Raw genomic sequence first — 21,895 nt, forward strand, 5'->3', positions numbered from 1 at the left:
GCCATGCTCGGCGCACCAAAAAAGCGGCAAGTATTTTCATACTTGCCGCTTTTTTATTCATAACAGTTATTAATTGCCGATACGCCATCTGGAAAGCGACTGACAGCCAATATAATTAATTCATGCACGGATACTAGAACAGCGTTTGTTGTCTCTTCTCAGGCACTGGTTGTACTTCACCGTAATCACGTAGCTTTTCCATCTTACGGATATCAAGCTGAAGCTCTGTTACATAGCTATCGCCCACAGGGTAGCTGCGTACCACTTCTGCACCGCGGATTACGCCATCAACCGCACCAGAAGTTCGCTCTGTACCAAGGCGTTGATCTTCCAACTCTGCTCGACCACTCACTCGCATACCATAGACTTGTTCAGCAAGTTCACGATAGGCATCGATCTTGGAAGCTCTCATCGCACGGATACGTCTTTCTTCATCGTTACGTCCCTTCTGCTCACTGATACTCGCGTAGCCAACGGCAACTAAGTAGTCGTCTGGCCTCATGTTTTGCAGTGGCTGACAGCCAACAAGCAGTAAAGCGGCAACAACAAATATTAACTTCTTCATCTCGAACTCCTAAGGGCGAAGAATAACAGTATAAGGCTGGCTGATCGTTGGGTCAGAACGAATGATAACGCCATCTTGAGTTCGAATACTGTTTAGAGTATCTAGGTCACGACCAATACGGTCTGCAGGCAAGAAGCCTTGTGCCGTCGCCACGACAATGCGAGTTTGCATGCCAACAACACGAGCATTGACTAACACACCGCCTTCTTGGCGCAGCATAGTGCCTGTCAGTACGTACTGTACGTCTTGCTCTTGAGCTAAGTCTTTCCAATCGCGGCTTAACGCGAAGTCACCTTGGTGAGTCACTTGAATAGAACCTGTTGTTTTGAAATCAACAACCTTGAAGCCACGACGCTGAAACTGATGAATGAAACCTTCTGATACCGAGTTTCCTAGCCAGTTCGTTGTGTCCATGTGTTGTAGGTCGACAAACGAGGTAATCGCTATCGGAGTTCTTGCTGAGATACTCGTATTCGAAATGATCAGATCTTCGGTCATACTTTCCACGAAGAAATCCATGGTATGACGAGGGCTATCCATCAACATAAACTGACTGCCTGAATATTCAGACTTGCCGTTATAGATTGGCGAATAAGCGCATGAGGTCAACAACATGACACTCATTACTACGAGCCATTTTTTCATTCTCTTATCTCCAGATAGGTTTAGTGCTCCCTGTTCCAATATGTTCTCACCATTATTCTTTTCAATGGATTACAATGTTGGAACAGTCTTTGCTTTTCATTAATGGTTCAGATTAAGAAAAACGCACTTAAGTCAGCTTCAAGCTTATAGTTATTTGTTAAGCAATATTTATACCCAACTGGTAACGAATAGATGAAAAAAATAATTTCTTACTTATTTTCAATAAGTTCACTGATAACCATAAGCTTCAGTGCTCATGCCTCTTGGTATGAAGTTACCGGTACCGCAGCCATCGTATCCTCAGAGGAAACGGCAAGGGTTCATGCTCTGGAAGACGCGGTATATAAAGCGATCCAGTTCTCAGGTGCTGATATTGGTAGTATCTCCAACCTCACGCCGTACCTCGACGCAAACAAGAAAGAGTTTCAATTTACCAATCATGAAGTGCGCTACATCTTGGTAGAGAAAGAGAAAAAACGCAGTGGCAATATAATGATCACCGCAAGGATCGATATCTATCCTTCGGCAAATGCTTGCCATGAGAGCCAATACAAGAAGACATTTTTAGTCGGCAACATTGATGTGACCTCCCCTCAGCAAGCTGTAATGGGCAGAATCTATAACATTGGTGATGATTTTGGCCATGTCGTGGACCGACAGCTGGCGCAAGAGTCTCGCAGCTTTGTTTCCGTTGGCACGACCAATTACGATATCGACAAGCGTCGACCAGAGGTGATCAAGATGATCGCCCAAGACACTGGCGCGCAGTACATCATTGGTGGCGACATTACCGATTTAACCGCGACCATCGAATCCAAGCTTTTGAAAGACGACATCATCAATCGTCAGTTTGCGTTAGAGATGCAAGTCTTCGATGGTAAAACAGGACATCAGGTTTACAACCGTAGCTATCGTGAAGTGGCAAAGTGGCCATTTGCCAAGACCAGTGAAGTGGACACCCGCAGTGCTCGTTTCTGGGCATCAACCTACGGCAGTATGATGCTGCGTGTTAGCCGCAATATTATGTTGGACTTGGAATCTGAAGTGTCATGTAAGATCACGCTTCCAGAGGTGGCAGCGGTATTTGGTAACACGGTGACCATTGATTTAGGTCGAATGCATGGTGTTCAACAAGGTGACAAACTGCAACTGTGGCACACAGGTTCGTTTATCGACCAACGCGGCTTGCCACGCAACAAGGTTTCTCAAAGCGACATCACCCTAACGGTTTCTCGCGTTTACGAAAACGAAGCGGAACTCACGATTGATCAGCCAAGCCTTGCGGGAAGCATTCAAATTGGTGATGTGATGCAGAAAATCATGTAGTTAGCGACACTCTCGTCTCAGAGTTTCTAATAAAGCCTTAGCAAAGATGCTAAGGCTTTATTTTTTTCATGGGTATTAGTTTCGGTTTTGCAGTATTTGGCGTAATCTTATTGATAACATAATCATCACTTAGCAAACTATGAGTCAGAATAATCTAATTGGTGCTACCGGTTACCGCTTTATCTCGAAAGGTAAAACCGCTTTTAAGATCCACATCCATACTCCCGAAGATACGGTGCTGCATCGGTCGGTCGGTTTTGTTCGTATGGGTGAAGACAAAGCACTAAAGAAAACCATTAAATTAAGAGATGAACTGGGCAGACAGCTTTGGGGTAAATTTTGGCCCAAAGTCCTCAAAGAGCCCTACCTAATGACGCGCCTGCCTCATAGTTTAGAACCCAAAATTGTATTCAAGCCAAATCCAACTCAGAGTGATCCTGAGCACCGCGACGAGTGCTACATCGCTAAGTGGCGCGTCTTCTCTGAGAATGGTGACTACAAGTACAAAACCAAGGTATGTTCAATCAGAAAGCACGGCCGACTTGCCGCTTACAGCCAAACCAAACGTGCGCTGCTTGATGCTCACAAAGACGTAATTGATCTACTTATATTTATGGGACGATTGAACAGCATCGACTTAAAATAGGCTTAAATCCGATTAAGCTGACCGCCCATATTTTTCAGATACAAAAACAGCCGCACATTGCGGCTGTTTTTAATTTATGACGATCCATCGTGGCAATTTAGAGTATTGCTACATACAAAATCGATTACCTAGTTTCGGCATATCTCAGCCAGTGTCGCCAATCGGCGCTTAGACTCTTTCACATAAGGGTTGGCTTGATCCCATGCGTAACCCGCCAGAATTGAGCACACCATCTGCTTAATCTTTGGATTTGGATCTTGATAGAAAATCACATCCTGCAAAGTACCTGAGTACCACCCCTCAACATACGTTCTAAAGGTGTTTACACCAACCATCAAAGGAGCGGCATAATCGCGTTCCCAATCTACCTTCTCACCGTTAAGTTGCTTTTCGACACACTCAACCGCAAACTGTGCCGACTTCATCGCAATCGTCACGCCTGACGAGAACACCGGGTCAAGGAACTCGCCGGCATTGCCAAGCAACGCGTACTTATCCGTCGCCAAATGTTTTACATTGGCAGAATAGCCACCAATTTCACCCCCAGGGTTTGGATACTCGGCGCTTGCCAGTATCTCAGCCAAGCCCGGCTCTTCCGCTGCCAGCTGTTTAATTGCAGCAATCTTGTCTTCTGGATAGGACTCAAAGAACTTAGGCTCTCCTACGACACCAAACGAAGAGACACCGTTACTAAACGGGATCAACCAATACCAAACATCAGGGTTGGTTGGATGCACAGAGATAAGAATTTTATTTCGGTCATATTCAAGGTCGGTATCAACCTCTGCAATATGATCGTTAATGTGCGTAAAAATAGCTTTGCGTGGAGGAAGTGATGACGGCTCTTCCAAGTTAAGCATTTTCGGTAGCACTCGACCAAAGCCACTGCCATCTAGCACGTATTGCGCTTCTAGCTGATAGCGCTCTCCACCCAGCACTTGCACATCTAAGATGGTACTGTCGTCGGTGAAATTAATGCCCATCAACTCATGTTGGTAATCAATGCTGACACCCTGCGACTCAGCCGTATCTGCCAAAACCTTATCAAAGGCACCTCGCTGAACCTGAAACGTGGTTCCTGGACCAGAAGAGAACTTGTCTTCAAAATTGAACGCGGTATAAACACCATCTTTGCGAAAGGCTGCGCCATCTTTGTATTGGAAGTTGGCGTTGATTACTGCGTCAGTCATCCCAGCCTGTTCAATCACTTCCATGCAAGCTGGTAATAGGCTTTCACCAATAGAAAAGCGAGGGAATACGCTCTTTTCAATCACTCGAATATCGATGCCTTTTTTATGAAGCAAAGACGCAGCAATTGAACCTGACGGCCCAGCTCCGATGATCACCACTTGAGTTGATAGTTTTTTCATTATTTAAGCCATGTTTGTTATTTTTATTGCGCGCCAGCTTTCAATTCAAGAAGCGTGTGACCAAGACCGATGTCGTCGGTACGAGTTACCACTTCAAAGCCCGCTTCTTCAACGATCTCTAAGAAATCTTCACTGCGGTAAAAACGGCTGTTGCCATTTGCCAAGCAGGTAAAGTAGAGAGACGTCGCGTTTAAGCTATAAGAAGCCGCATCGTATTTCTGTGCATCCCAAAACAGTTCAAGGATATAGACAGTCGCGTCTTCTGACATATGAGAGCGAACACGCTTTAATATACTCAGAATCTCCATTGGCGAGAAGCAATCAAGGAACTGGCTCATCCACCACACATCGGCGCCCGTTGGCAGCGCTTGCTGCTTATCCAACATATTCGCTGGGAATGGCGTTACTCGGTCTTGATGACCATGCTGCGTTGCGTTTGCCATTGCCATTTCTAGCTGCTGTGGCAAATCAACAATCGTCACTTCAACATCAGAATCGTGGTTGCAACACTGCATTGCCCACTTGCCTGTATTGCCGCCAATATCCACCAGCGATTTAGGTTTCTTGCTGAAGACTTTTTCAAGTAATACTGGGAACGAGCGATCAGAATAGAAGTGATCGAACTTGAACCAACTCTCTTTGGCTTTTTCTGGCAATTGAGACAAGCCTTGATAAATGGTTTCCCAGTCACCCAGCTCTTTCAAACCAGCTGGAGTGCCTTCTTCAATCGCTTCGGTTAGATGCATCATCGCGGCATAACAAACATCAGCCGTAAAATCCATGTTTGCGTTAGTCATGCCATCGTGCAGAAGGTAGAAGCCAAGGTTGGCCATTTTGTAGTTAGGTTTGTCCCAAGTAACAATATGCGCACTTAACGCCATATCGAGCAGGACTTTCACGCCGTACTCAGAGACACCGGTTGATTCAGAGATAGACTCTGCTGGCAAACCCTCGTTGCCCGCATCATCTAACGCTTTCAAGATGCCTAAATCACGAAGTGTACGAGCAGTATGAAAAACAATAGGAGCGAAAGACAATTTCTGCGCTTCTGTTTTTGCTTCTAATGCGTTGAATGGATCTAATTTATATTCCGACACGAAAAACCTAACTTTAAATAATAGAGAGTTACTCAGCTGCCATTTGTGCAAGCTTACGTTTAATATCAACGTTTAAGTTATTAACCCAACGGTTGTAATTACGGTGTATTTCACCATCGTCGTACTTCAAATTCTCTGACTCAACGTAAAGAATAGAGTAAAACTTATCACTATAAGGAATTTCAACCACAGCGTGGTGCGAACGAACATACAACTCAGCACGAATCAAACCAGGCTTTATTTCTGAAACCAACCAGCCTCGATTTTCAGCCGATTCATAAATAGCTGATTTAACCTGTTTACTTTGAAGATTCAGTGCAACTGGAGTATCCTCAACATTCATTACAGGTTGGACGCGTCCACATCCTGCAAGAACGAATATGAATAACATTGAAACCGCTATTTTTAGTAATTTCATTTAAATTCCTTATCTGTGTTTATTTATAAGCGCGCATAGTATTTAGTTAGACCCAAAGCAAATCAATACTCTATGTCAAATCAACCCCAATTAATGTCGTTTAATATTGAGAAATGGTCTGCAAATTCGGCTGGTCTCAATTCTGTTGCCCAATGGCAAGCGTGGAGCACTAATTTAGATTGGCCACAAGATGGCTCAACTGAATTTAAAGCGATCCCACCGATGATGCGCCGCCGAATGAGCCTGCAAAGTAAGCTTGCCGTCCAAACTGCATTGACTCTATTAAAAGACACCTCGGTTGATTTTCTGGTTTTTGCCAGCCGACATGGTGAGCTGCACCGAACTGCCACATTGATTCAATCAATCTTAGAAGGTGATGACGCCTCACCAATGGCGTTCTCGCAGTCGGTGCACAATACCGCTGCTGGTCTCACAACGATTGCCGCAAAAGCGCCGATTCCACTGACCTCTATCGCGGCTGGGCAAGATACCTTTCATAACGCCCTGATTGAAGCTTATCTTTACCTACATCAGTATCCGTCACATCGTGTGCTCGTCATTGATTTCGACCAGCCTTTGCCTGAGCTTTACCAAGAATACGAATCTCAGCACTATGCAGATTATGCTTTGGGCTTAGTGCTCACGACTGGCAGTGAATACTCTATAACTAGAACAGTAGAAGCCAACCAAGCATCTTCCGGGTTACCACAAGGGCTACAAACGCTCCAACATATCTTATTGGGTACAAATAAGTGGACTGTTGCTGGCAAGCACCAAACTTGGTCGTGGATAAATAACGCCAAGACAGGAACACAGCAATGAGCAAGTTAGACCAATATTGGCGAGTGTTTGCGACAGGGTTCTGCTTTACCACTTTTGGGCTGGGAGGCTTAGTTCTCAGCTTTTTGATCTTGCCTTCGATCGCACTCACCACATCAAACACCATTCAAAGAGAGCTCAAAGTTCAGCGACTGATTCGTTTCTCATTCAATGCTTTTTGCCAAATCATGAAGTTCACAGGCGCAATTGATTACAGAATTGATGGCGCCGAACTGCTACGCGAAGATCGCAACTGCATCATCGTTGCCAACCATCCGAGCTTAATCGACTATGTGCTGATCGCCTCTCAACTTCCTCAATGTGATTGCCTCGTCAAAGCGGCAATATGGGAAAACCCGTTTATGAAGAGAATTGTTAAAGCGGCGGGTTACATACCCAATCAAGCACCTGATGATCTTTTAGAACGTTGTGAAGAACGCTTTTCACGTGGCAATGTACTGCTGGTTTTTCCCGAAGGGACTCGCACAACACCAGGAATTGAACCATCATTACAACGTGGTGCGGCGCAAATTGCCACTCGAACACAAACCGATTTACGCGTGATTAATATTACGGTTTCTCCGACATTCTTAACGAAAGAGAAAAAATGGTATCAAGTTCCTGCTACGAAACCCTTTTTTCATATCGCGGTGAAAGGTAAAATAGAAGTCGCACCATTTATTGAGAATGCAAATAACTTAACTTCGGCAGCAAGACGCCTTAATCATCATCTTGCACATACTATATTTCCTTCCGAAGAAAACATTTAGCTAATCAATAAACAACCGGCGATATCGGCATTTTGAAAATACATCGCATAATGTAGAATCGCCCCCTTAAAGCAGCATTCAGATAAAGCATTAAGTAGGCCAAAGTGGAAACATTACACAACGAACTGAAACAACTGATCATCGACGCATTGAACCTTGAAGACATGAGCATTGATGAGATTGAAACAGAAGCTCCACTATTTGGTGATGGACTTGGACTAGATTCTATCGATGCACTTGAGCTTGGTCTTGCTATCAAGAAAAAGTACAACATTGTTATCGATGCCGACGATTCAAACACTCGACAGCACTTTGCGTCAGTTGAAAATCTAGCGAACTACATCTCTTCTCAAACAAACAACTAGACAGATCTTTATGACACAAGCGAACCAACAAGAAGTATACAATCAGGTTAAAGATGCGCTTATTGAGCTGTTTGAGCTTGAGGCTGAAGATATCACGCCTGAAGCACACCTTTATCTCGACCTAGACCTAGACAGCATTGATGCGGTTGATTTGGTCGTTCATTTACAGAACGTAACGGGTAAGAAGATCAAACCTGAAGAGTTCAAAGCAGTACGCACCGTTAATGACGTTGTGGAGTCTGTGGTTGAACTATTGAAGGACGCCTAATGCGTCCTCTGCTGACTTTATTGTCGGCAATCATACTTTTCACTTATCCAATAGCGGTTTACTTTGGACTCAACAAGTTTGGCCTACAAACCGTTGGTATCGTCTTAGCCGCTATCTTTGCTGTCCGCATTTTCACCGGCGGTCAGGCTAAGATCAAAGAGCTAAAACACCTAGCTTGGATCAGTGGAAGTGCCGGAATTGTTCTACTGGCATTAGGGTTAGCCTTCAAACAGCATGGCTGGTTAACCTATTATCCCGTCATCGTTAATGTTTGTATGTTGGCTGTATTCGCTTCAAGCCTATGGCAACCGCAAACCATTATCGAACGTCTTGCTCGACTCCAAGAGCCTGAACTTCCGCAAAGTGGCGTTGATTACACACGAAAAGTCACCAAGGTTTGGTGTTTATTCTTTGTTATCAATGGCTCTATCGCCTTTTATACCTGCTTCCAACCTCTTGAAATCTGGACCCTATACAATGGCTTACTCAGCTATTTGTTCGCCGGGTTACTCTTTGCAGGAGAGTGGGTGGTAAGACAGCGCATTCGTCAGAGTTAAATTGTTATGACCCAAACCGTATCTTACATCTCATTGTCTGAACTCCTCAGTCAAAACCGAGCCCCTGAATCTATTGTCTGCTTTGACGACAATAGTGAGATTACTTGGCAAACATTTAACGACGACTTATCTCAACTCGTACACCTTTTATCTTCATCCCCTTTTCAACGAGTTGCGATTTGTACCCAAGACAGCTACCTATTTTCGGTGGCCTTTTTAGCGTGCGCAGTCAGCCACAAACACATCATTTTGCCAGGTAACTATCAACCTTGTGCGCTTGCCGAGCTGAATGAACATTTTGACTGTCTGTTGGTCGATGATGCGATTGGTGCAGTGGAAGTAAGTGAAGTTCGCAATATCCAAACCTTATTAGACACCGAAACACGCGAGCCTCTAACCGATAATCTTCCCACCATTGAGTTAGCAGCCATCCAATTGACCCTGTTTACTTCAGGTTCAAGCGGTACGCCAAAGGCCATCGACAAAACCTTAGAGCACCTAGATATTGAAATCGCTCAGCTAGATAAAAACTGGGGCGATTTACTTAAGGGCAACCGAGTCCACAGCACGGTCTCACACCAACATATATATGGTCTGTTGTTCCGAATTTTATGGCCACTTTGTTCTGGTGTTCCATTTGCTCGACACAATCTTGAGTTCCCAGAACAAATCCTATCTCACGCTAACAAACAGAGCGTGCTGATCAGTAGCCCTGCGCTACTCAAGCGATTAAAACATGAGACAAAACCTGCACAGCTAGCTGGTGTGTTCTCTTCTGGTGGCCCTTTACCAACCGAATCGGCTCACCAAGCACTTAACTTGTTAGGACATTTTCCCATCGAGGTTTTTGGTAGCACTGAAACCGGCGGTATCGCATTTCGTCAGCAAGAGAGCGCTCAAACACCTTGGCAGCTTTTTGACTGTATTGAGGCTAGTCTCAACAGTGAGAATTGCATTAAGTTATTGTCGCCGTACATCGACAAAAACAACTGGTATCAAACCGCCGATGAGTGCGAAATGGTCTCGAGCAATCAATTCATATTGAAAGGCCGAACCGATCGAGTGATCAAGATAGAAGAAAAACGAGTATCACTGGTTGAAGTCGAAAAGCGACTAGAGCAACTTCCTTGGATCAGTGAGTGCGTGGTGATTCCATTTGAAGAACCTGAGCGCTTAATCTTAGCGTCGGTTTTGGTATTATCAGAGGAAGGCCAAGCGAAACTCGCCACCATGAGTAAAGGTAAATTCTGGTTGATGCTGCGTTCAGAGTTGAGAAAGTGGTTAGAACCGATCGCCATCCCAAGAAAATATCGTGTTGTTGACGAGATTCCCCTCAACAGCCAAGGTAAGCGGTTAACCTCTCACATAGAGCAGCTCGTAAAATCATAGAAATCGCTTATCGTGTTTTACACTGAGACTGTCTTTTTATATTTTTGTCACAACACCCATTTTCAGCCCAAGGATTCTAAGCACGCGCTATGGATAAGAGAAAACCAAACGTCATTGCTGTTGACACTATAGAGAAAGAATCGACTTTGACACTCCATGTTACTGGGGACATCACCGATTTTAAGGGGCACTTCAAGAACTTCCCTATTCTTCCGGGTGTTACACAGATTGATTGGGCACTTCACTATGCAGTTCAAGAGCTGAGTGTCCCTGGTTACTTTAAAGGCATGGAAGTCATCAAATTCCAAGAGCCGATCCTGCCTGATTCGACCATTCAGCTGTCACTCAAGTGGGATGCTGACAAAGATAAGTTGAGCTTTAGTTACACGTCGAACAATGGCGAACAAACTCATTCTTCAGGCAAAATGAAGCTGGGAGAGAAAAGTGAATAGCGCTGAGGCGGTTTCTCAACACGCACTTGAAGAAAGCAACTACAAGGCTTGCTTCCTAATTCCGTGCTTTAACCACGGCGCAACCATGCCCTCGGTGGTCTCATCACTTCTTAATTTCGAACTTCCGATCATTATTGTTGATGATGGCAGTGAACTCGAGACCAAACATTTTCTGACTCCACTTGCCGATAGCCCAAGCGTGACTTTGGTAACACTTCATCAGAACCAAGGCAAAGGCGGCGCAGTAAAAGCGGGCATTAAGCGAGCGCAAGAGCTCGGCTTTAGTCATGCCATTCAGATTGATGCTGATGGGCAACATGAACTAGACGCCCTACCCGCATTAATCCAAGCTTCACAAACTAAGCCCCAGCACCTTATCTCGGGTCAGCCGGTCTATGACGAGAGCGTGCCTAAGGCAAGGCTCTACGGACGCTACGCGACACATATCTGGGTATGGATAGAAACCCTTTCTTTATCAATTAAAGACAGCATGTGTGGCTTTAGAGCGTATCCAATCGATAAGACGCAAACCGTACTGAATAAATACGATGTCGGTTCGAGAATGGACTTTGATATCGAGATTCTGGTTCGCCTGTATTGGGAAGGCTGCGATATCGACTTCGTTGAAACGCGTGTTATCTACCCAGAGAATGGTATCTCTCATTTCGATGCACTGTGGGACAACGTAAAAATCAGTTGGATGCACACGCGACTGTTCTTCGGCATGTTGCCAAGAGCACCAAAACTGATCGCGCGTCATTTCAAGTCGGATTCAGCGAAGAAGTTATCGGCTGAAAATAGCCAAGATTCCTCGGCAGATTCAAGACAGGTAAATTCCGAACAGATAGGTTCAGAACAACCCCATTGGTCACGTACTCAAGAACGCGGCACTGTGCTGGGAATCAAACTGTTATTGGCCGTTTATACCTTGTTAGGCCGAGGCGTATTTAATCTGATTTTACGCGGTGTGATGCGTTACTACCATCTAACGGGCAAACGTGCACGAAACGCCTCAGAACAGTACCTATTTCAGCTTAAGGCATACGCTGAACAACAGAATATAGAGTTACCCGCTGAATTAACCAGTTATAACCATCTACTCTCGTTTGGCCATACCATGCTAGACAAGTTGGCGGCATGGAAAGGGGATTTTTCAGTCGATAACCTGAGCATTCATGGTCAAGAACAATTTGAGAACATGGTGGCAAACCAACAAGGTGTGCTGATTCTGGGTTCTCATCTTGGCAATATCGAGTTGTGCCGTGCTTTGGGACGTCGACACTCACACATCAAAATCAATGCGCTGGTCTTCACGGAACACGCCGAACGCTTTAATTCGGTGATGAAAGCAGTAAACCCACAATCTGATTTAAACCTGATTCAGGTGACATCGATGGGCCCTGATACCGCCATCTTGTTGCAACAAAAATTGGAGCAAGGTGAATGGATTGTGATCGTTGGTGATAGAACCTCCACCAGCAAAGAGAGTCGCTCAGTATGGGCAGAGTTCTTGGGTAAAGAAGCTCCCTTCCCTCAAGGGCCATTTATGTTAGCCTCTGTTCTCAAAGCGCCAGTATTCTTATTGTTTGGCCTACGAGATGACTCACAAACCAAACCGCATTTTAATGTCTATTTTGAGCATTTCAGCGACAAGATAGAGCTACCAAGGAAGACTCGCGAACAATCTTTACAGCAAGTCGTGCAGAAATACGCAGACCGACTTCAGCACTACACACTGAAAGCACCGCTTCAGTGGTACAACTTTTTTAACTTTTGGACATTGAGCAAGCACCATGACGAAAACAAATCCAAATAGCATCACCTTTGGTGCCGAACGCCTCACGATTGAGGATGTTGTCGCTATTTCACAAGGCGCAAAAGCCTCGATGAACTCAAGCAATGAGTTCACATCAAAGATCGACCGCGGTGTCGCTTTTTTAGAACGCCTATTGAAAGAAGAAGGCGTGATCTATGGTGTGACAACGGGCTACGGTGACTCATGTACCGTTGCAATTCCGCCAAACCTTGTTGATGAATTACCACTGCATCTAACGCGCTTTCATGGCTGTGGTTTAGGCGAAATACTGTCTCACGAACAATCTCGTGCAGTATTAGCGACACGTCTTTGTTCATTATCACAAGGTGTCTCTGGTGTGACTCACGATTTGCTCAACCAGATCGTCACTCTGATCAACCAAGATATCTCGCCGCGCATTCCTCAAGAAGGATCGGTTGGTGCCAGTGGTGATTTAACGCCGCTGTCTTATCTGGCAGCTGCACTGATTGGTGAGCGCGATGTCATCTACAAAGGTGAAGTTCGCCCTACTAGTGACGTTTACAAAGAGCTAGGGATTAACCCTATCAAGCTTAAGCCAAAAGAAGGCTTGGCATTGATGAATGGCACGTCAGTAATGACGGCTTTGGCTTGTATCGCCTACAAACGTGCAGAATACCTAGCTCAGCTATCGACTAAGATCACCGCAATGGTGTCTGTAGGTATGCAAGGCAACGATTTCCATTTCGATGAAGCGCTGTTTGCAGTTAAGCCTCATCCGGGTCAACAGCAAGTTGCTGCATGGCTACGTGATGACTTACAAGCGGATCGTCCGCCACGCAACAGTGATCGCCTACAAGATCGTTACTCACTGCGTTGTGCTCCACATGTGATTGGTGTGGTTCAAGACTCTCTGCCTTGGCTACGCCAAATGATTGAGAACGAGCTCAACAGTGCTAACGATAACCCAATTATCGATGGCGACAATGAGCGCGTACTGCACGGTGGACACTTCTACGGTGGCCACATCGCAATGGCAATGGATACGCTAAAAACAGCAGTAGCCAACCTTGCAGATCTACTTGATCGCCAAATGGCGCAGTTGATGGATTACAAGTTCAACAACGGCTTACCATTTAACCTAACGGGTGCTGAAGGCGAACGTAAACCAATCAACCACGGTTTCAAAGCGGTACAGATTGGCGTTTCAGCTTGGACAGCAGAAGCATTGAAACACACCATGCCAGCAAGCGTGTTCTCTCGTTCAACCGAGTGTCACAACCAAGACAAAGTCAGCATGGGCACCATTGCGGCTCGTGACTGCTTACGCGTTCTTGAACTGACTGAACAAGTAGCGGCAGCATCACTTCTGGCGGGGACACAAGCGCTTGAGCTTCGTAAACGCCATAATGAGCTTGATGAGCACCACATGAGTGAAAACCTAAAGCACATTCGCGACGAAGTGCTTAAAGAGTTTGAATTTATCGTAGAAGATCGACCACTTGAAGGCGATCTACGCCACTTCATTGCTCGTATTCAAAGTCAACACTGGTCACTTTACTCCTAGAGTAGCTAACCCTTTACGCAATATTGTTGAGAGCGATTTATGTCTGAAATCCTTCATCCATTAAAATCAGAGGTTACTTTAGTAACCTCATTCCAAGATGCCGACCCAATGGGCGTGATCTACCATGGCAACTACTTCCGATTTTTTGAAGAAGTTAGGCGCATCATGATGGATAAGATTGAGTACAACTACCATGAGATGAAGGATTCGGGCTACATGTGGCCGATCATCGACACGCGCGTAAAGTACATCAAAGCAATACCGTTTAATCATCAGATCACGGTATCCGCTAAGTTAACTGAATGGGAAAACCGCTTGCGTGTTGACTACGAAATTCACGATGCCAACACCGGTGCTCGTATGACACGCGCTCACACCATGCAGGTTGCAGTAACCATTGAAGAGCAAGAGATGTGTTTTGCTTCGCCGAAGGTGTTTACCGATAAAGTCGAACGCTGGCATCAATTTGGCTGCTTACCCCAATCAGCTGAGCAGCAACCAAACGACCAACAATCAGACCCATCTCAAGTATCTAACACACAGCAGCAGGTGAAACATGAGTCTGTTTAAACACGGCCGTAAGCAAATCAGTATCGCACTGCTAGGGCTTGCTTCAATGATGGCTAGTCACTTTGCTGGCGCTAGCGAGAACACAAATGCTGTCGGTTCTATTACAGAACTACAAACCGTGTTAAGCGAAAATAGTATCGTTCGTGGTCAGTTCACTCAAACACGCAACATGGAAATGTTCGCCCAACCTTTAACATCACAAGGTACTTTCCTGTTAGACAAGTCGAATGGTTTACTTTGGACACAAGCGACCCCCTTCCCTGTGAGCTTAGTGCTAACCGATAACAAACTGAGCCAAAGGTTTGCAGATCAACCCGCTAAAATCATCACCGACAAAGAAAACCCGATGGCGTTTTATTTCAGCCATATCTTCTTGTCAGTGTTTCATGGGGATACGCAAAAGCTTCAAGAGCAATTCTCACTTTCATTTGAACCAGCAACTGCGAAAAATTCTGATGAAAGTGCAAACTCAAGTTCAGAAGACACACGATGGACACTCACTCTAAAGCCAAAGAATGCACCAATGAACGCGGTGTTTGAAGCCATCACGCTGCAAGGACAAGGTGACATTGAACGTATCGAACTTAGAGAAGTTCGTGGAGACAGCACAGTGATCGAATTTAGCCAGTTAAGCCATCTACCGGAAGTATTATCAGATGCTGAAGCGCAACAATTCCAATTCTAGTCTAGCCCTTGCTTGGCTTGTTGTCGTAGTGCTATTTAGCGGATTGTTGATCAAACAATTCGCTTTTTCTTCGTCAGTACCCATTGAAAGCAACATCATGAAATTGCTGCCAGAAAACCAGCAAGACCCCATAGTAGAGCAAGCCTTTCAGCAGATATCCAGCTCGATGAGCGAGCAAGTGGTCTTTATCATAAGTGCCTCCGACGTCGAACAAGCCATGACAGCGACTGACGCTTTTGAAAAAAAACTTAACCAAAGAGCTTTCTCAAGCCAGCCAACTCTGTTTAAGCAAGTTCAAGGAAAAATCAACGCCAGTACTCAAAGCCAGTGGAGCGACTTCTATTTTCGTCACCGAGCTCAACTGCTGACCCAACAACAAAAAGAGACGCTGACACACTCGCCGGATTCGCGAGCTCAATATGTGATTCAGTCTCTGTACAATCCGTTCTCAGGCGTCACTGCAGCCGAACTGTCGATGGATCCATTTCTACTATTTCGCGACTACATCAGCGCAGTTGGCGTTCAATCAAGTAACTTTGTTCTGAAAGAGGGGTACCTCACCGCTCAATCTAATGACCAAACTCATATTTTGGTGACAGCTACACTGGCTGGCTCGCCTTATAGCTTGGCGATTCAAGAGCAACTTCCCGATCTTGATTCAATTGAGCGCGAAGTCGAAAAGCAGTTTGGCGTCAAAGTGCAGCATACTGGTGTGGTGTTCTACGCCAATTACGGCACCGAAAGCGCGAAATCAGAAATCAGTACTATTGGTTTGGGCTCATTAGCCGGTGTTATTTTATTGGTGTGGCTGACGTTTCGTAGTGCCCTACCACTTGCCTTATCCTTGCTCTCCATCAGCACTGGGTTGTTGGTTGCGCTTGCAAGCACCGTCGCTATCTTCGGCAAGGTTCACCTATTTAGTTTGGTATTCGGTGCCAGCTTGATTGGCGTATCCATCGACTACTCTTTTCATTACCTAACCGATCGTTTGGCGGCGGGTAATCAATGGCAAAGCGACAAAGGGTTGAAACATATTCTCGTTGCGATCACCTTGGGTCTGATCACCAGCTTGATTGGCTACCTAGGTTTGTTGGTGGCACCTTTCCCGGGGTTACAGCAACTTGCTCTGTTTTCGTCGATTGGGCTTATTGCGGCTTACGCCAGCGTGGTGTGTTGGTACCCAGTTTTAGCTGCAAAACCGAGCCAAGAACGCCCGCTTCCCTTGTCGAAGCTTTGGCATACTTGGTTAAGTCTCTGGAGCAACCAAAAGTTTAGAATTGGCTTACCATTAATAGTGACTGTCGTTAGCTTGATATCACTCAGTCAAATTCGCTACGACGACGATATTCGCCAACTTCAAGCGATGCCTGATCAACTCAAACAGCAAGAGCAAGCCATTACTGAGATATCAGGATTAGGCAGTGGCCAAAATATGCTGCTGGTGACCGCTAAGAGCGATCAAAAGCTACTCATAAAACTGGCAGAAATCACCGTGAGCTTAGACTCTTTAATCGATAGCCAAGGTATATCAGGATATCGCAGCATCAATCAGCAGTTGTTAAGTAAACAAGACCAGCATGATAACTATCAATTGGTTGAACAACTCTATCGCCAGCAAAGCCATATCCTACAAAGCACGCTAGGTTGGTCTACTTTTCCACAACTACCAGAATTCGAACCAATCACGGTATCTGGATTTTTAGAATCACCGGTGTCAGAACCTGTTCGACCACTTTGGTTAAAACCTATCGATGGACAAGCGGCGTCAGTCATTTTGATCAAAGACGTTACAAACTCAGCTCTGTTCTCTCAATGGCTCGATTCAAGCTTTGCTCAGCAACAAGGTGTTAAATACCTTAATAAAGCCGATGAAATCTCCGCTCTCTTTGCGGAATACAGAGTCAAGATCACCGAGCTATTATTGATAGCTTTGGCCGCTATTGGGATGGTTTTAGGTTGGCGCTACGGTGTTAAGCAAAGCCTATTAATGCTGTTGCCTTCATTGATTGCCGGAGTCGCAGGTTTAGCGGTCACGGGCATTTTAGGCTCGACACTGAATCTATTTAACCTGCTTGGACTGATTCTAATTTTAGGGATTGGTATCGACTATACCCTGTTCTTTGCTGAGCAGAAAAAATCACTAAGCACCTTATTAGCGATTACCCTATCGGGTCTCACGACGTTGCTTTCATTTGGCTTATTGTCACTAAGTCAGACTCATGCCATTCATAGCTTCGGTGTTACTGTTCTTACAGGGATCTTTATCGCGTGGCTACTTTCGCCACTCGCGATCAACAATAGCAAAAACGTAGAAAGACCAACTTCTCGAGAGGTTTTTAGATGATCAGGACATTAAAAATCACCTTCGTCATGCTAGTGGGTGTAATGCTCAGTGCCTGCTCGATGGTTTCTCAGCAGCCAACTGGTGCAAGTGTCGCAATCGATCAAGAGACAGAATTAGCCTTACCCCTTCCTGCGGATCTTGGATACTCATTGACGGCAAGTCAGTTGATCAGCGCGACTTGGCAAGAGGATACCCAGCAGTTACCGGTTCAAGTTGAAGTCACGCCCGATAAGGTCGTTTTAGCGGGCTTCTCTTCTTGGGGTACACGCATCTTATCGCTGCAGTATCAAAACCAAGCCATTGAAACACAAGTGCTATCTGGCCTCGGAGCTACCCTACCGCAGCCCGAACAAGTACTGTTTAATTTAATGCTCACCTTGTGGCCTGCAGAAGCATGGGCCCAACCGCTACAAGGTATAGGCTGGCATTTGGTCGATACAGATAACAGCCGCACTGTGTTTAATGACAAGAAGCAGGCAATCATCCGAATTGATTACCAAGCACAACCGAATACACACAAAACAGCAGGCAACATTGTTTTTAAACATTTGACCCAAGGCTACACCATTACGATACAAACGTTAAATTCAACGATTATCGATAACCCAAGTAAGAGCTAAACACTATGCCTATTTATATCCAAGACTGTGGTTTCCACTCAGCGCTAGGCTCAAGTATTACTGACATTCATGACTGCCTAAAAGGCGAACGTGAACCAAACATGATTGAAGTGAGTGATATGCTGAACGACGGCAAACACACTGTCGTTGGCAAAATCGCAGGTGAGCTACCAGAGGTTCCGTCCACTCTCGCGAAGTATGCCACTCGCAACAATCAACTGGCGTTATCAGCTCTCAATCAAATCAAAGACTCTATTGAGAAAGCAAAGTCACAATTTGGCGCAGATAGAATTGCTGTAGTAATTGGCACCAGTACTTCGGGTATCTCAGACGGTGAAGCGGCATTTAAACAAAAACTGGCAAATGGTGCATTTCCAGAAGATTACCATTACTCAAAACAAGAGCTTGGTGACACTTCTGAGTTCGTTAGCCAATATTGCGCGTTAACGGGACCAAATTATGTCATCTCTACGGCTTGCTCATCCAGTGGCCGCGTATTTCTGACCGCCCAACGCTTGTTAGATTCAGGCATGGCTGATGCCGTGTTAGTGGGTGGTGTAGATACCCTATGTAAGTTGACGCTCAATGGTTTCCATGGCCTTGAAGCCCTTTCAACCAAACATTGTAAGCCATTTAGCGAATCTCGGGATGGCATCAATATTGGTGAAGCAGCCGCATTTATGTTGCTCAGTAAAACCAAGTTCAAGCGTGCTCATTCTACTCAAAGCACACCTCAAGTTGCCTTATTAGGCTGTGGTGATAGCTCTGATGCACACCATATTTCAGCGCCTCACCCTGAAGGAAATGGCGCTGAACAGGCAATGAAAAAAGCCCTACATTCTGCACAGTTAAACGTAGAAGACATCGGTTATATCAATGCACATGGTACAGCAACGCCACTCAATGACTCGATGGAAAGTAAAGCCATTCATCGTATTTTTGCAAACAAGGTTCCCGTAAGTTCTACCAAGCCATTGACCGGGCATACTCTAGGCGCAGCAAGTGCGATTGAGGCTGCAATTGCTTGGCATATTTTGAAATATGACTTATCGCTTCCCTTACAAAAATGTCAGGATAAAGCTGAAGATATTGAGATTGATTTGGTAAACTGTTCACAGAAACTTAAAGCAAAGAACATCTTAAGCAACTCGTTTGCTTTTGGTGGCAACAACATTAGCCTGATTTTTGGTGTAGTAAATGACTGATATCCCTTCTGTAGACCAACTTCTCCCTCACGATGATCCGATGATATTAATCGATCGTGCTATCAGCGTAGAGGCGTTGTCGATCCACTGTCAGGTCGATATCGGTGACCATAACCTGTTCTTTAATGCCGAATCTCAAACAGTACCAGCATATGTTGGCATCGAGTTTATGGCGCAGTCTGTAGCGGCATGGTCTGGATACCATGCTCTGAAAAGCGGCACCACTCCCCCTATCGGTTTCCTACTTGGATCTCGTCGCTATAAATCACTGTGTGATGAGTTTACTCAAGGTCAGGCCCTTGATATCTATGCTGAACAACTGATGGAAGACAGTGGTATGGCCGTGTTTACCGCGAGAGTCGAAGACCAAGGCGAGTTAGTGGCTCAATGCCAACTCAATGTCTACGTGCCAACTGAACAAAAATTACAAGAAATGAAAACTAGGAGCCCATCATGACCCGTCAGGTTTTAGTCACTGGTGCCAGCAAAGGCATTGGTAAAGCGATCGCTATTCAACTCGCGAAAGACGGATTTGAAATCGCCGTTCATTACATGGGTGACAAACAGGGTGCTGAAGAGACTCTACAATCGATCACCGAGCAAGGTGGCGCTGGGCGTCTTATCCAATTTGATATCAGCAACCGCAGCGAATGTCGCAAAACGCTTGAGTCTGATATTGCTGAACATGGCGCTTACTATGGTGTGGTAAACAACGCAGGCATTACTCGCGACACTGCATTCCCTGCCATGACAGAAGAAGAGTGGGATGGCGTGATCCATACCAACCTAGACAGCTTCTACAACGTACTTCACCCTTGTGTAATGCCTATGGTCCAAAAGCGCAAAGGCGGCCGTATCGTCACTCTAGCGTCTGTATCAGGCATCATGGGTAACCGCGGACAAACTAACTATGCTGCAGCGAAAGCTGGTGTGATTGGGGCAACTAAGTCCCTTGCTCTAGAGCTCGCAAAACGCAAAATCACAGTAAACTGTGTCGCTCCAGGCTTAATCGATACCGGTATGGTTGACGAGCACGTGAAAGATCATGCACTTCCTCAAGTACCACTGCGCCGAATGGGTGAGCCAGAAGAAGTAGCAGGACTAGTGAGTTACCTAATGTCTGATATTGCAGGCTACGTTACTCGCCAAGTGATTTCAGTCAATGGAGGCTTAGTATGACCCGCCGCGTTGTTGTAACTGGTATGTCAGGTGTTACTGCCTTTGGTAACGACTGGCAACAAATCGAGCCAAAGCTGAAAGCGTGTGAAAATGCGACTCAATATATGCCAAGTTTTGAGCAATATGATGGACTCAATACTAAACTTGCCGCACCAATTGATGACTTTCAACTGCCAAAACACTATAAGCGTAAGCAAGTGCGTGGCATGGGTCGTGTATCGCGCCTAGCCACCGTTGCGACAGAAAATGCTTTAGGACAAGCTGGCTTAATTGGTCACGATGTATTAACCAATGGCGAAACCGGAATCGCTTACGGTTCTTCAACCGGCAGTACCGACGCCGTTGGTGCGTTTGGCGTGATGCTGAACGAGAAATCGACACGAGCGATCACGGCGACAACCTACGTACAAATGATGCCACACACTGCTGCGGTAAACGTAGGTCTGTTCTTTGGACTGCGCGGCCGCGTGATTCCCACCAGCAGTGCATGCACTTCAGGAAGCCAAGCTATTGGTTACGCCTATGAAGCAATTAAGCACGGCTACCAAACCGTGATGGTTGCCGGTGGTGGTGAAGAACTATGCCCAACTGAGTCTGCCGTTTTCGATACCCTTTTCGCTACGAGCTTAAAAAACGACACACCCAAGAAATCGCCAAGCCCATACGACAGTGAGCGTGATGGCCTAGTGATTGGTGAAGGAGCAGGTACTCTGATACTTGAAGAGTACGAACATGCGGTTGCTCGCGGCGCAAAAGTTTATGCCGAAATCATTGGTTTCGCTAGCAACTGCGATGCCGCCCACGTGACCCAACCTCAAATGGAAACCATGCAAATCTGTATGGAAAAAGCATTGAGAGACGCACAACTTCCAGCTGAAAAGATTGGCTATGTCTCGGCGCATGGCACTGCGACTGAAAAAGGTGACATCGCTGAAAGTAACGCGACAGCGAATATCTTTGGCGAAGTGCCTATTAGCTCTCTTAAGAGTTACTTTGGCCATACGCTTGGCGCATGTGGTGCGATTGAAGCTTGGCTCAGCCTAGAGATGATGCACAGCGGTTGGTTCAGCCCAACCCTAAACCTAGAGAATGTCGATGAACAGTGCGGCAAGCTCGATTACATCACGGGCTCAGGTCGCGAATTGGATGTTGAATACTTGATGAGCAACAACTTTGCTTTTGGTGGAATCAACACCTCTATCATCTTCAAGAAAGTCTAAGCTTAGCTACATAAAACGCTAAGTAAATAAAAAGGTTCATCGCG

At 45.6% G+C, this 21,895-nt stretch carries 24 protein-coding genes; 19 read left to right on the forward strand and 5 right to left on the reverse strand.

The window, feature by feature from the left end; genetic code table 11:
• Positions 1 to 133 precede the first annotated feature (133 nt).
• Positions 134 to 565 carry a flagellar assembly lipoprotein FlgP gene (gene flgP / locus AB4507_RS18130; RefSeq protein ID WP_372183054.1) on the reverse strand — a complete coding sequence of 144 codons (432 nt, stop codon included), beginning with the start codon at positions 563 to 565 and terminating at the stop codon, positions 134 to 136.
• A 9-nt stretch (positions 566 to 574) separates the two neighbouring features.
• Positions 575 to 1,210 carry a FlgO family outer membrane protein gene (locus AB4507_RS18135; RefSeq protein WP_017064137.1) on the reverse strand — a complete coding sequence of 212 codons (636 nt, stop codon included), beginning with the start codon at positions 1,208 to 1,210 and terminating at the stop codon, positions 575 to 577.
• Positions 1,211 to 1,402: 192 nt separating this feature from the next.
• Between AB4507_RS18135 and AB4507_RS18140 the strand changes: the two genes are divergently transcribed.
• Together AB4507_RS18140 and AB4507_RS18145 are read left to right on the forward strand one after the other, a co-directional pair.
• Positions 1,403 to 2,536 carry a flagellar assembly protein FlgT gene (locus tag AB4507_RS18140; RefSeq protein WP_017064138.1) on the forward strand — a complete coding sequence of 378 codons (1,134 nt, stop codon included), beginning with the start codon at positions 1,403 to 1,405 and terminating at the stop codon, positions 2,534 to 2,536.
• A gap of 139 nt (positions 2,537 to 2,675) precedes the next feature.
• A complete protein-coding gene (locus tag AB4507_RS18145; RefSeq protein ID WP_017062268.1) occupies positions 2,676 to 3,182 on the forward strand; it encodes a hypothetical protein in 507 nt (168 codons plus the stop codon).
• A 128-nt stretch (positions 3,183 to 3,310) separates the two neighbouring features.
• Here AB4507_RS18145 and AB4507_RS18150 read toward each other — a convergent pair whose 3' ends face one another.
• Genes AB4507_RS18150 through AB4507_RS18160 form a run of 3 tightly spaced genes read right to left on the reverse strand, consistent with a single transcriptional unit; the run spans position 3,311 to position 6,067 of the window.
• Positions 3,311 to 4,552, reverse strand: coding sequence for an NAD(P)/FAD-dependent oxidoreductase (locus AB4507_RS18150; RefSeq protein WP_372183055.1), 1,242 nt, complete (start codon positions 4,550 to 4,552; stop codon positions 3,311 to 3,313).
• Positions 4,553 to 4,575: 23 nt separating this feature from the next.
• Entirely contained in the window at positions 4,576 to 5,649 is a 1,074-nt protein-coding gene (locus tag AB4507_RS18155; protein WP_050620606.1) for a methyltransferase, read from the reverse strand.
• 28 nt (positions 5,650 to 5,677) lie between these two features.
• Positions 5,678 to 6,067 carry a hypothetical protein gene (locus tag AB4507_RS18160; protein WP_019824137.1) on the reverse strand — a complete coding sequence of 130 codons (390 nt, stop codon included), beginning with the start codon at positions 6,065 to 6,067 and terminating at the stop codon, positions 5,678 to 5,680.
• 72 nt (positions 6,068 to 6,139) lie between these two features.
• On the opposite strand from AB4507_RS18160, the gene AB4507_RS18165 reads away from it, so the two are divergent.
• The 17 genes from AB4507_RS18165 (at position 6,140) to AB4507_RS18245 (ending at position 21,851) form a co-directional block, all read left to right on the forward strand.
• Complete coding sequence (locus tag AB4507_RS18165; RefSeq protein ID WP_372183056.1) at positions 6,140 to 6,889, forward strand: beta-ketoacyl synthase chain length factor; 750 nt, start codon at positions 6,140 to 6,142, stop codon at positions 6,887 to 6,889.
• Positions 6,886 to 7,656, forward strand: coding sequence for a 1-acyl-sn-glycerol-3-phosphate acyltransferase (locus tag AB4507_RS18170; protein WP_102449222.1), 771 nt, complete (start codon positions 6,886 to 6,888; stop codon positions 7,654 to 7,656). The genes AB4507_RS18165 and AB4507_RS18170 overlap by 4 nt, the downstream gene beginning before the upstream one ends.
• Positions 7,657 to 7,760: 104 nt before the next feature.
• On the forward strand, positions 7,761 to 8,021 hold the full coding sequence (locus tag AB4507_RS18175) for a phosphopantetheine-binding protein (RefSeq protein ID WP_004736154.1): 261 nt from the start codon (positions 7,761 to 7,763) through the stop codon (positions 8,019 to 8,021).
• Between the two features lie 10 nt (positions 8,022 to 8,031).
• A complete protein-coding gene (locus AB4507_RS18180) occupies positions 8,032 to 8,289 on the forward strand; it encodes an acyl carrier protein (RefSeq protein ID WP_102449223.1) in 258 nt (85 codons plus the stop codon).
• Entirely contained in the window at positions 8,289 to 8,846 is a 558-nt protein-coding gene (locus tag AB4507_RS18185; RefSeq protein WP_050648062.1) for a septation protein IspZ, read from the forward strand. Before AB4507_RS18180 ends, AB4507_RS18185 begins: the two co-directional genes overlap by 1 nt.
• A gap of 6 nt (positions 8,847 to 8,852) precedes the next feature.
• Positions 8,853 to 10,235, forward strand: coding sequence for an AMP-binding protein (locus AB4507_RS18190; protein WP_372183057.1), 1,383 nt, complete (start codon positions 8,853 to 8,855; stop codon positions 10,233 to 10,235).
• 89 nt (positions 10,236 to 10,324) lie between these two features.
• Positions 10,325 to 10,687: a 3-hydroxyacyl-ACP dehydratase gene (locus AB4507_RS18195; RefSeq protein WP_108208149.1), complete on the forward strand. Its 363-nt coding sequence runs from the start codon at positions 10,325 to 10,327 to the stop codon at positions 10,685 to 10,687.
• Positions 10,680 to 12,503: a glycosyltransferase gene (locus AB4507_RS18200; RefSeq protein ID WP_372183058.1), complete on the forward strand. Its 1,824-nt coding sequence runs from the start codon at positions 10,680 to 10,682 to the stop codon at positions 12,501 to 12,503. The genes AB4507_RS18195 and AB4507_RS18200 overlap by 8 nt, the downstream gene beginning before the upstream one ends.
• Positions 12,481 to 14,028: a histidine ammonia-lyase gene (hutH, locus tag AB4507_RS18205; RefSeq protein ID WP_017099153.1), complete on the forward strand. Its 1,548-nt coding sequence runs from the start codon at positions 12,481 to 12,483 to the stop codon at positions 14,026 to 14,028. Before AB4507_RS18200 ends, hutH begins: the two co-directional genes overlap by 23 nt.
• 39 nt (positions 14,029 to 14,067) lie before the next feature.
• The gene (locus AB4507_RS18210; RefSeq protein WP_009848597.1) at positions 14,068 to 14,598 is read left to right on the forward strand and encodes a thioesterase family protein; all 531 of its coding nucleotides are present in this window, start codon (positions 14,068 to 14,070) and stop codon (positions 14,596 to 14,598) included.
• The gene (locus tag AB4507_RS18215) at positions 14,585 to 15,283 is read left to right on the forward strand and encodes an outer membrane lipoprotein carrier protein LolA (protein WP_372183059.1); all 699 of its coding nucleotides are present in this window, start codon (positions 14,585 to 14,587) and stop codon (positions 15,281 to 15,283) included. Before AB4507_RS18210 ends, AB4507_RS18215 begins: the two co-directional genes overlap by 14 nt.
• Positions 15,255 to 17,627 (forward strand): MMPL family transporter, encoded by a 2,373-nt coding sequence (locus AB4507_RS18220; protein WP_372183060.1) that lies wholly within the window; start codon positions 15,255 to 15,257, stop codon positions 17,625 to 17,627. Before AB4507_RS18215 ends, AB4507_RS18220 begins: the two co-directional genes overlap by 29 nt.
• Positions 17,624 to 18,247, forward strand: a complete 624-nt coding sequence (locus AB4507_RS18225; RefSeq protein ID WP_372183061.1) for a DUF3261 domain-containing protein — start codon at positions 17,624 to 17,626, stop codon at positions 18,245 to 18,247. The genes AB4507_RS18220 and AB4507_RS18225 overlap by 4 nt, the downstream gene beginning before the upstream one ends.
• Before the next feature lie 5 nt (positions 18,248 to 18,252).
• On the forward strand, positions 18,253 to 19,452 hold the full coding sequence (locus AB4507_RS18230) for a beta-ketoacyl-[acyl-carrier-protein] synthase family protein (protein ID WP_171731510.1): 1,200 nt from the start codon (positions 18,253 to 18,255) through the stop codon (positions 19,450 to 19,452).
• The gene (locus AB4507_RS18235) at positions 19,445 to 19,909 is read left to right on the forward strand and encodes a hotdog family protein (protein ID WP_372183062.1); all 465 of its coding nucleotides are present in this window, start codon (positions 19,445 to 19,447) and stop codon (positions 19,907 to 19,909) included. The genes AB4507_RS18230 and AB4507_RS18235 overlap by 8 nt, the downstream gene beginning before the upstream one ends.
• Positions 19,906 to 20,631, forward strand: a complete 726-nt coding sequence (locus AB4507_RS18240) for a 3-ketoacyl-ACP reductase FabG2 (protein ID WP_108021020.1) — start codon at positions 19,906 to 19,908, stop codon at positions 20,629 to 20,631. The genes AB4507_RS18235 and AB4507_RS18240 overlap by 4 nt, the downstream gene beginning before the upstream one ends.
• Positions 20,628 to 21,851, forward strand: a complete 1,224-nt coding sequence (locus AB4507_RS18245) for a beta-ketoacyl-ACP synthase (protein WP_372183063.1) — start codon at positions 20,628 to 20,630, stop codon at positions 21,849 to 21,851. The genes AB4507_RS18240 and AB4507_RS18245 overlap by 4 nt, the downstream gene beginning before the upstream one ends.
• Positions 21,852 to 21,895: the final 44 nt, after the last annotated feature.

The organism is Vibrio sp. 10N.222.54.A3 (genome assembly GCF_041474095.1).
Taxonomy (GTDB): Bacteria; Pseudomonadota; Gammaproteobacteria; order Enterobacterales; family Vibrionaceae; genus Vibrio; species Vibrio crassostreae_C.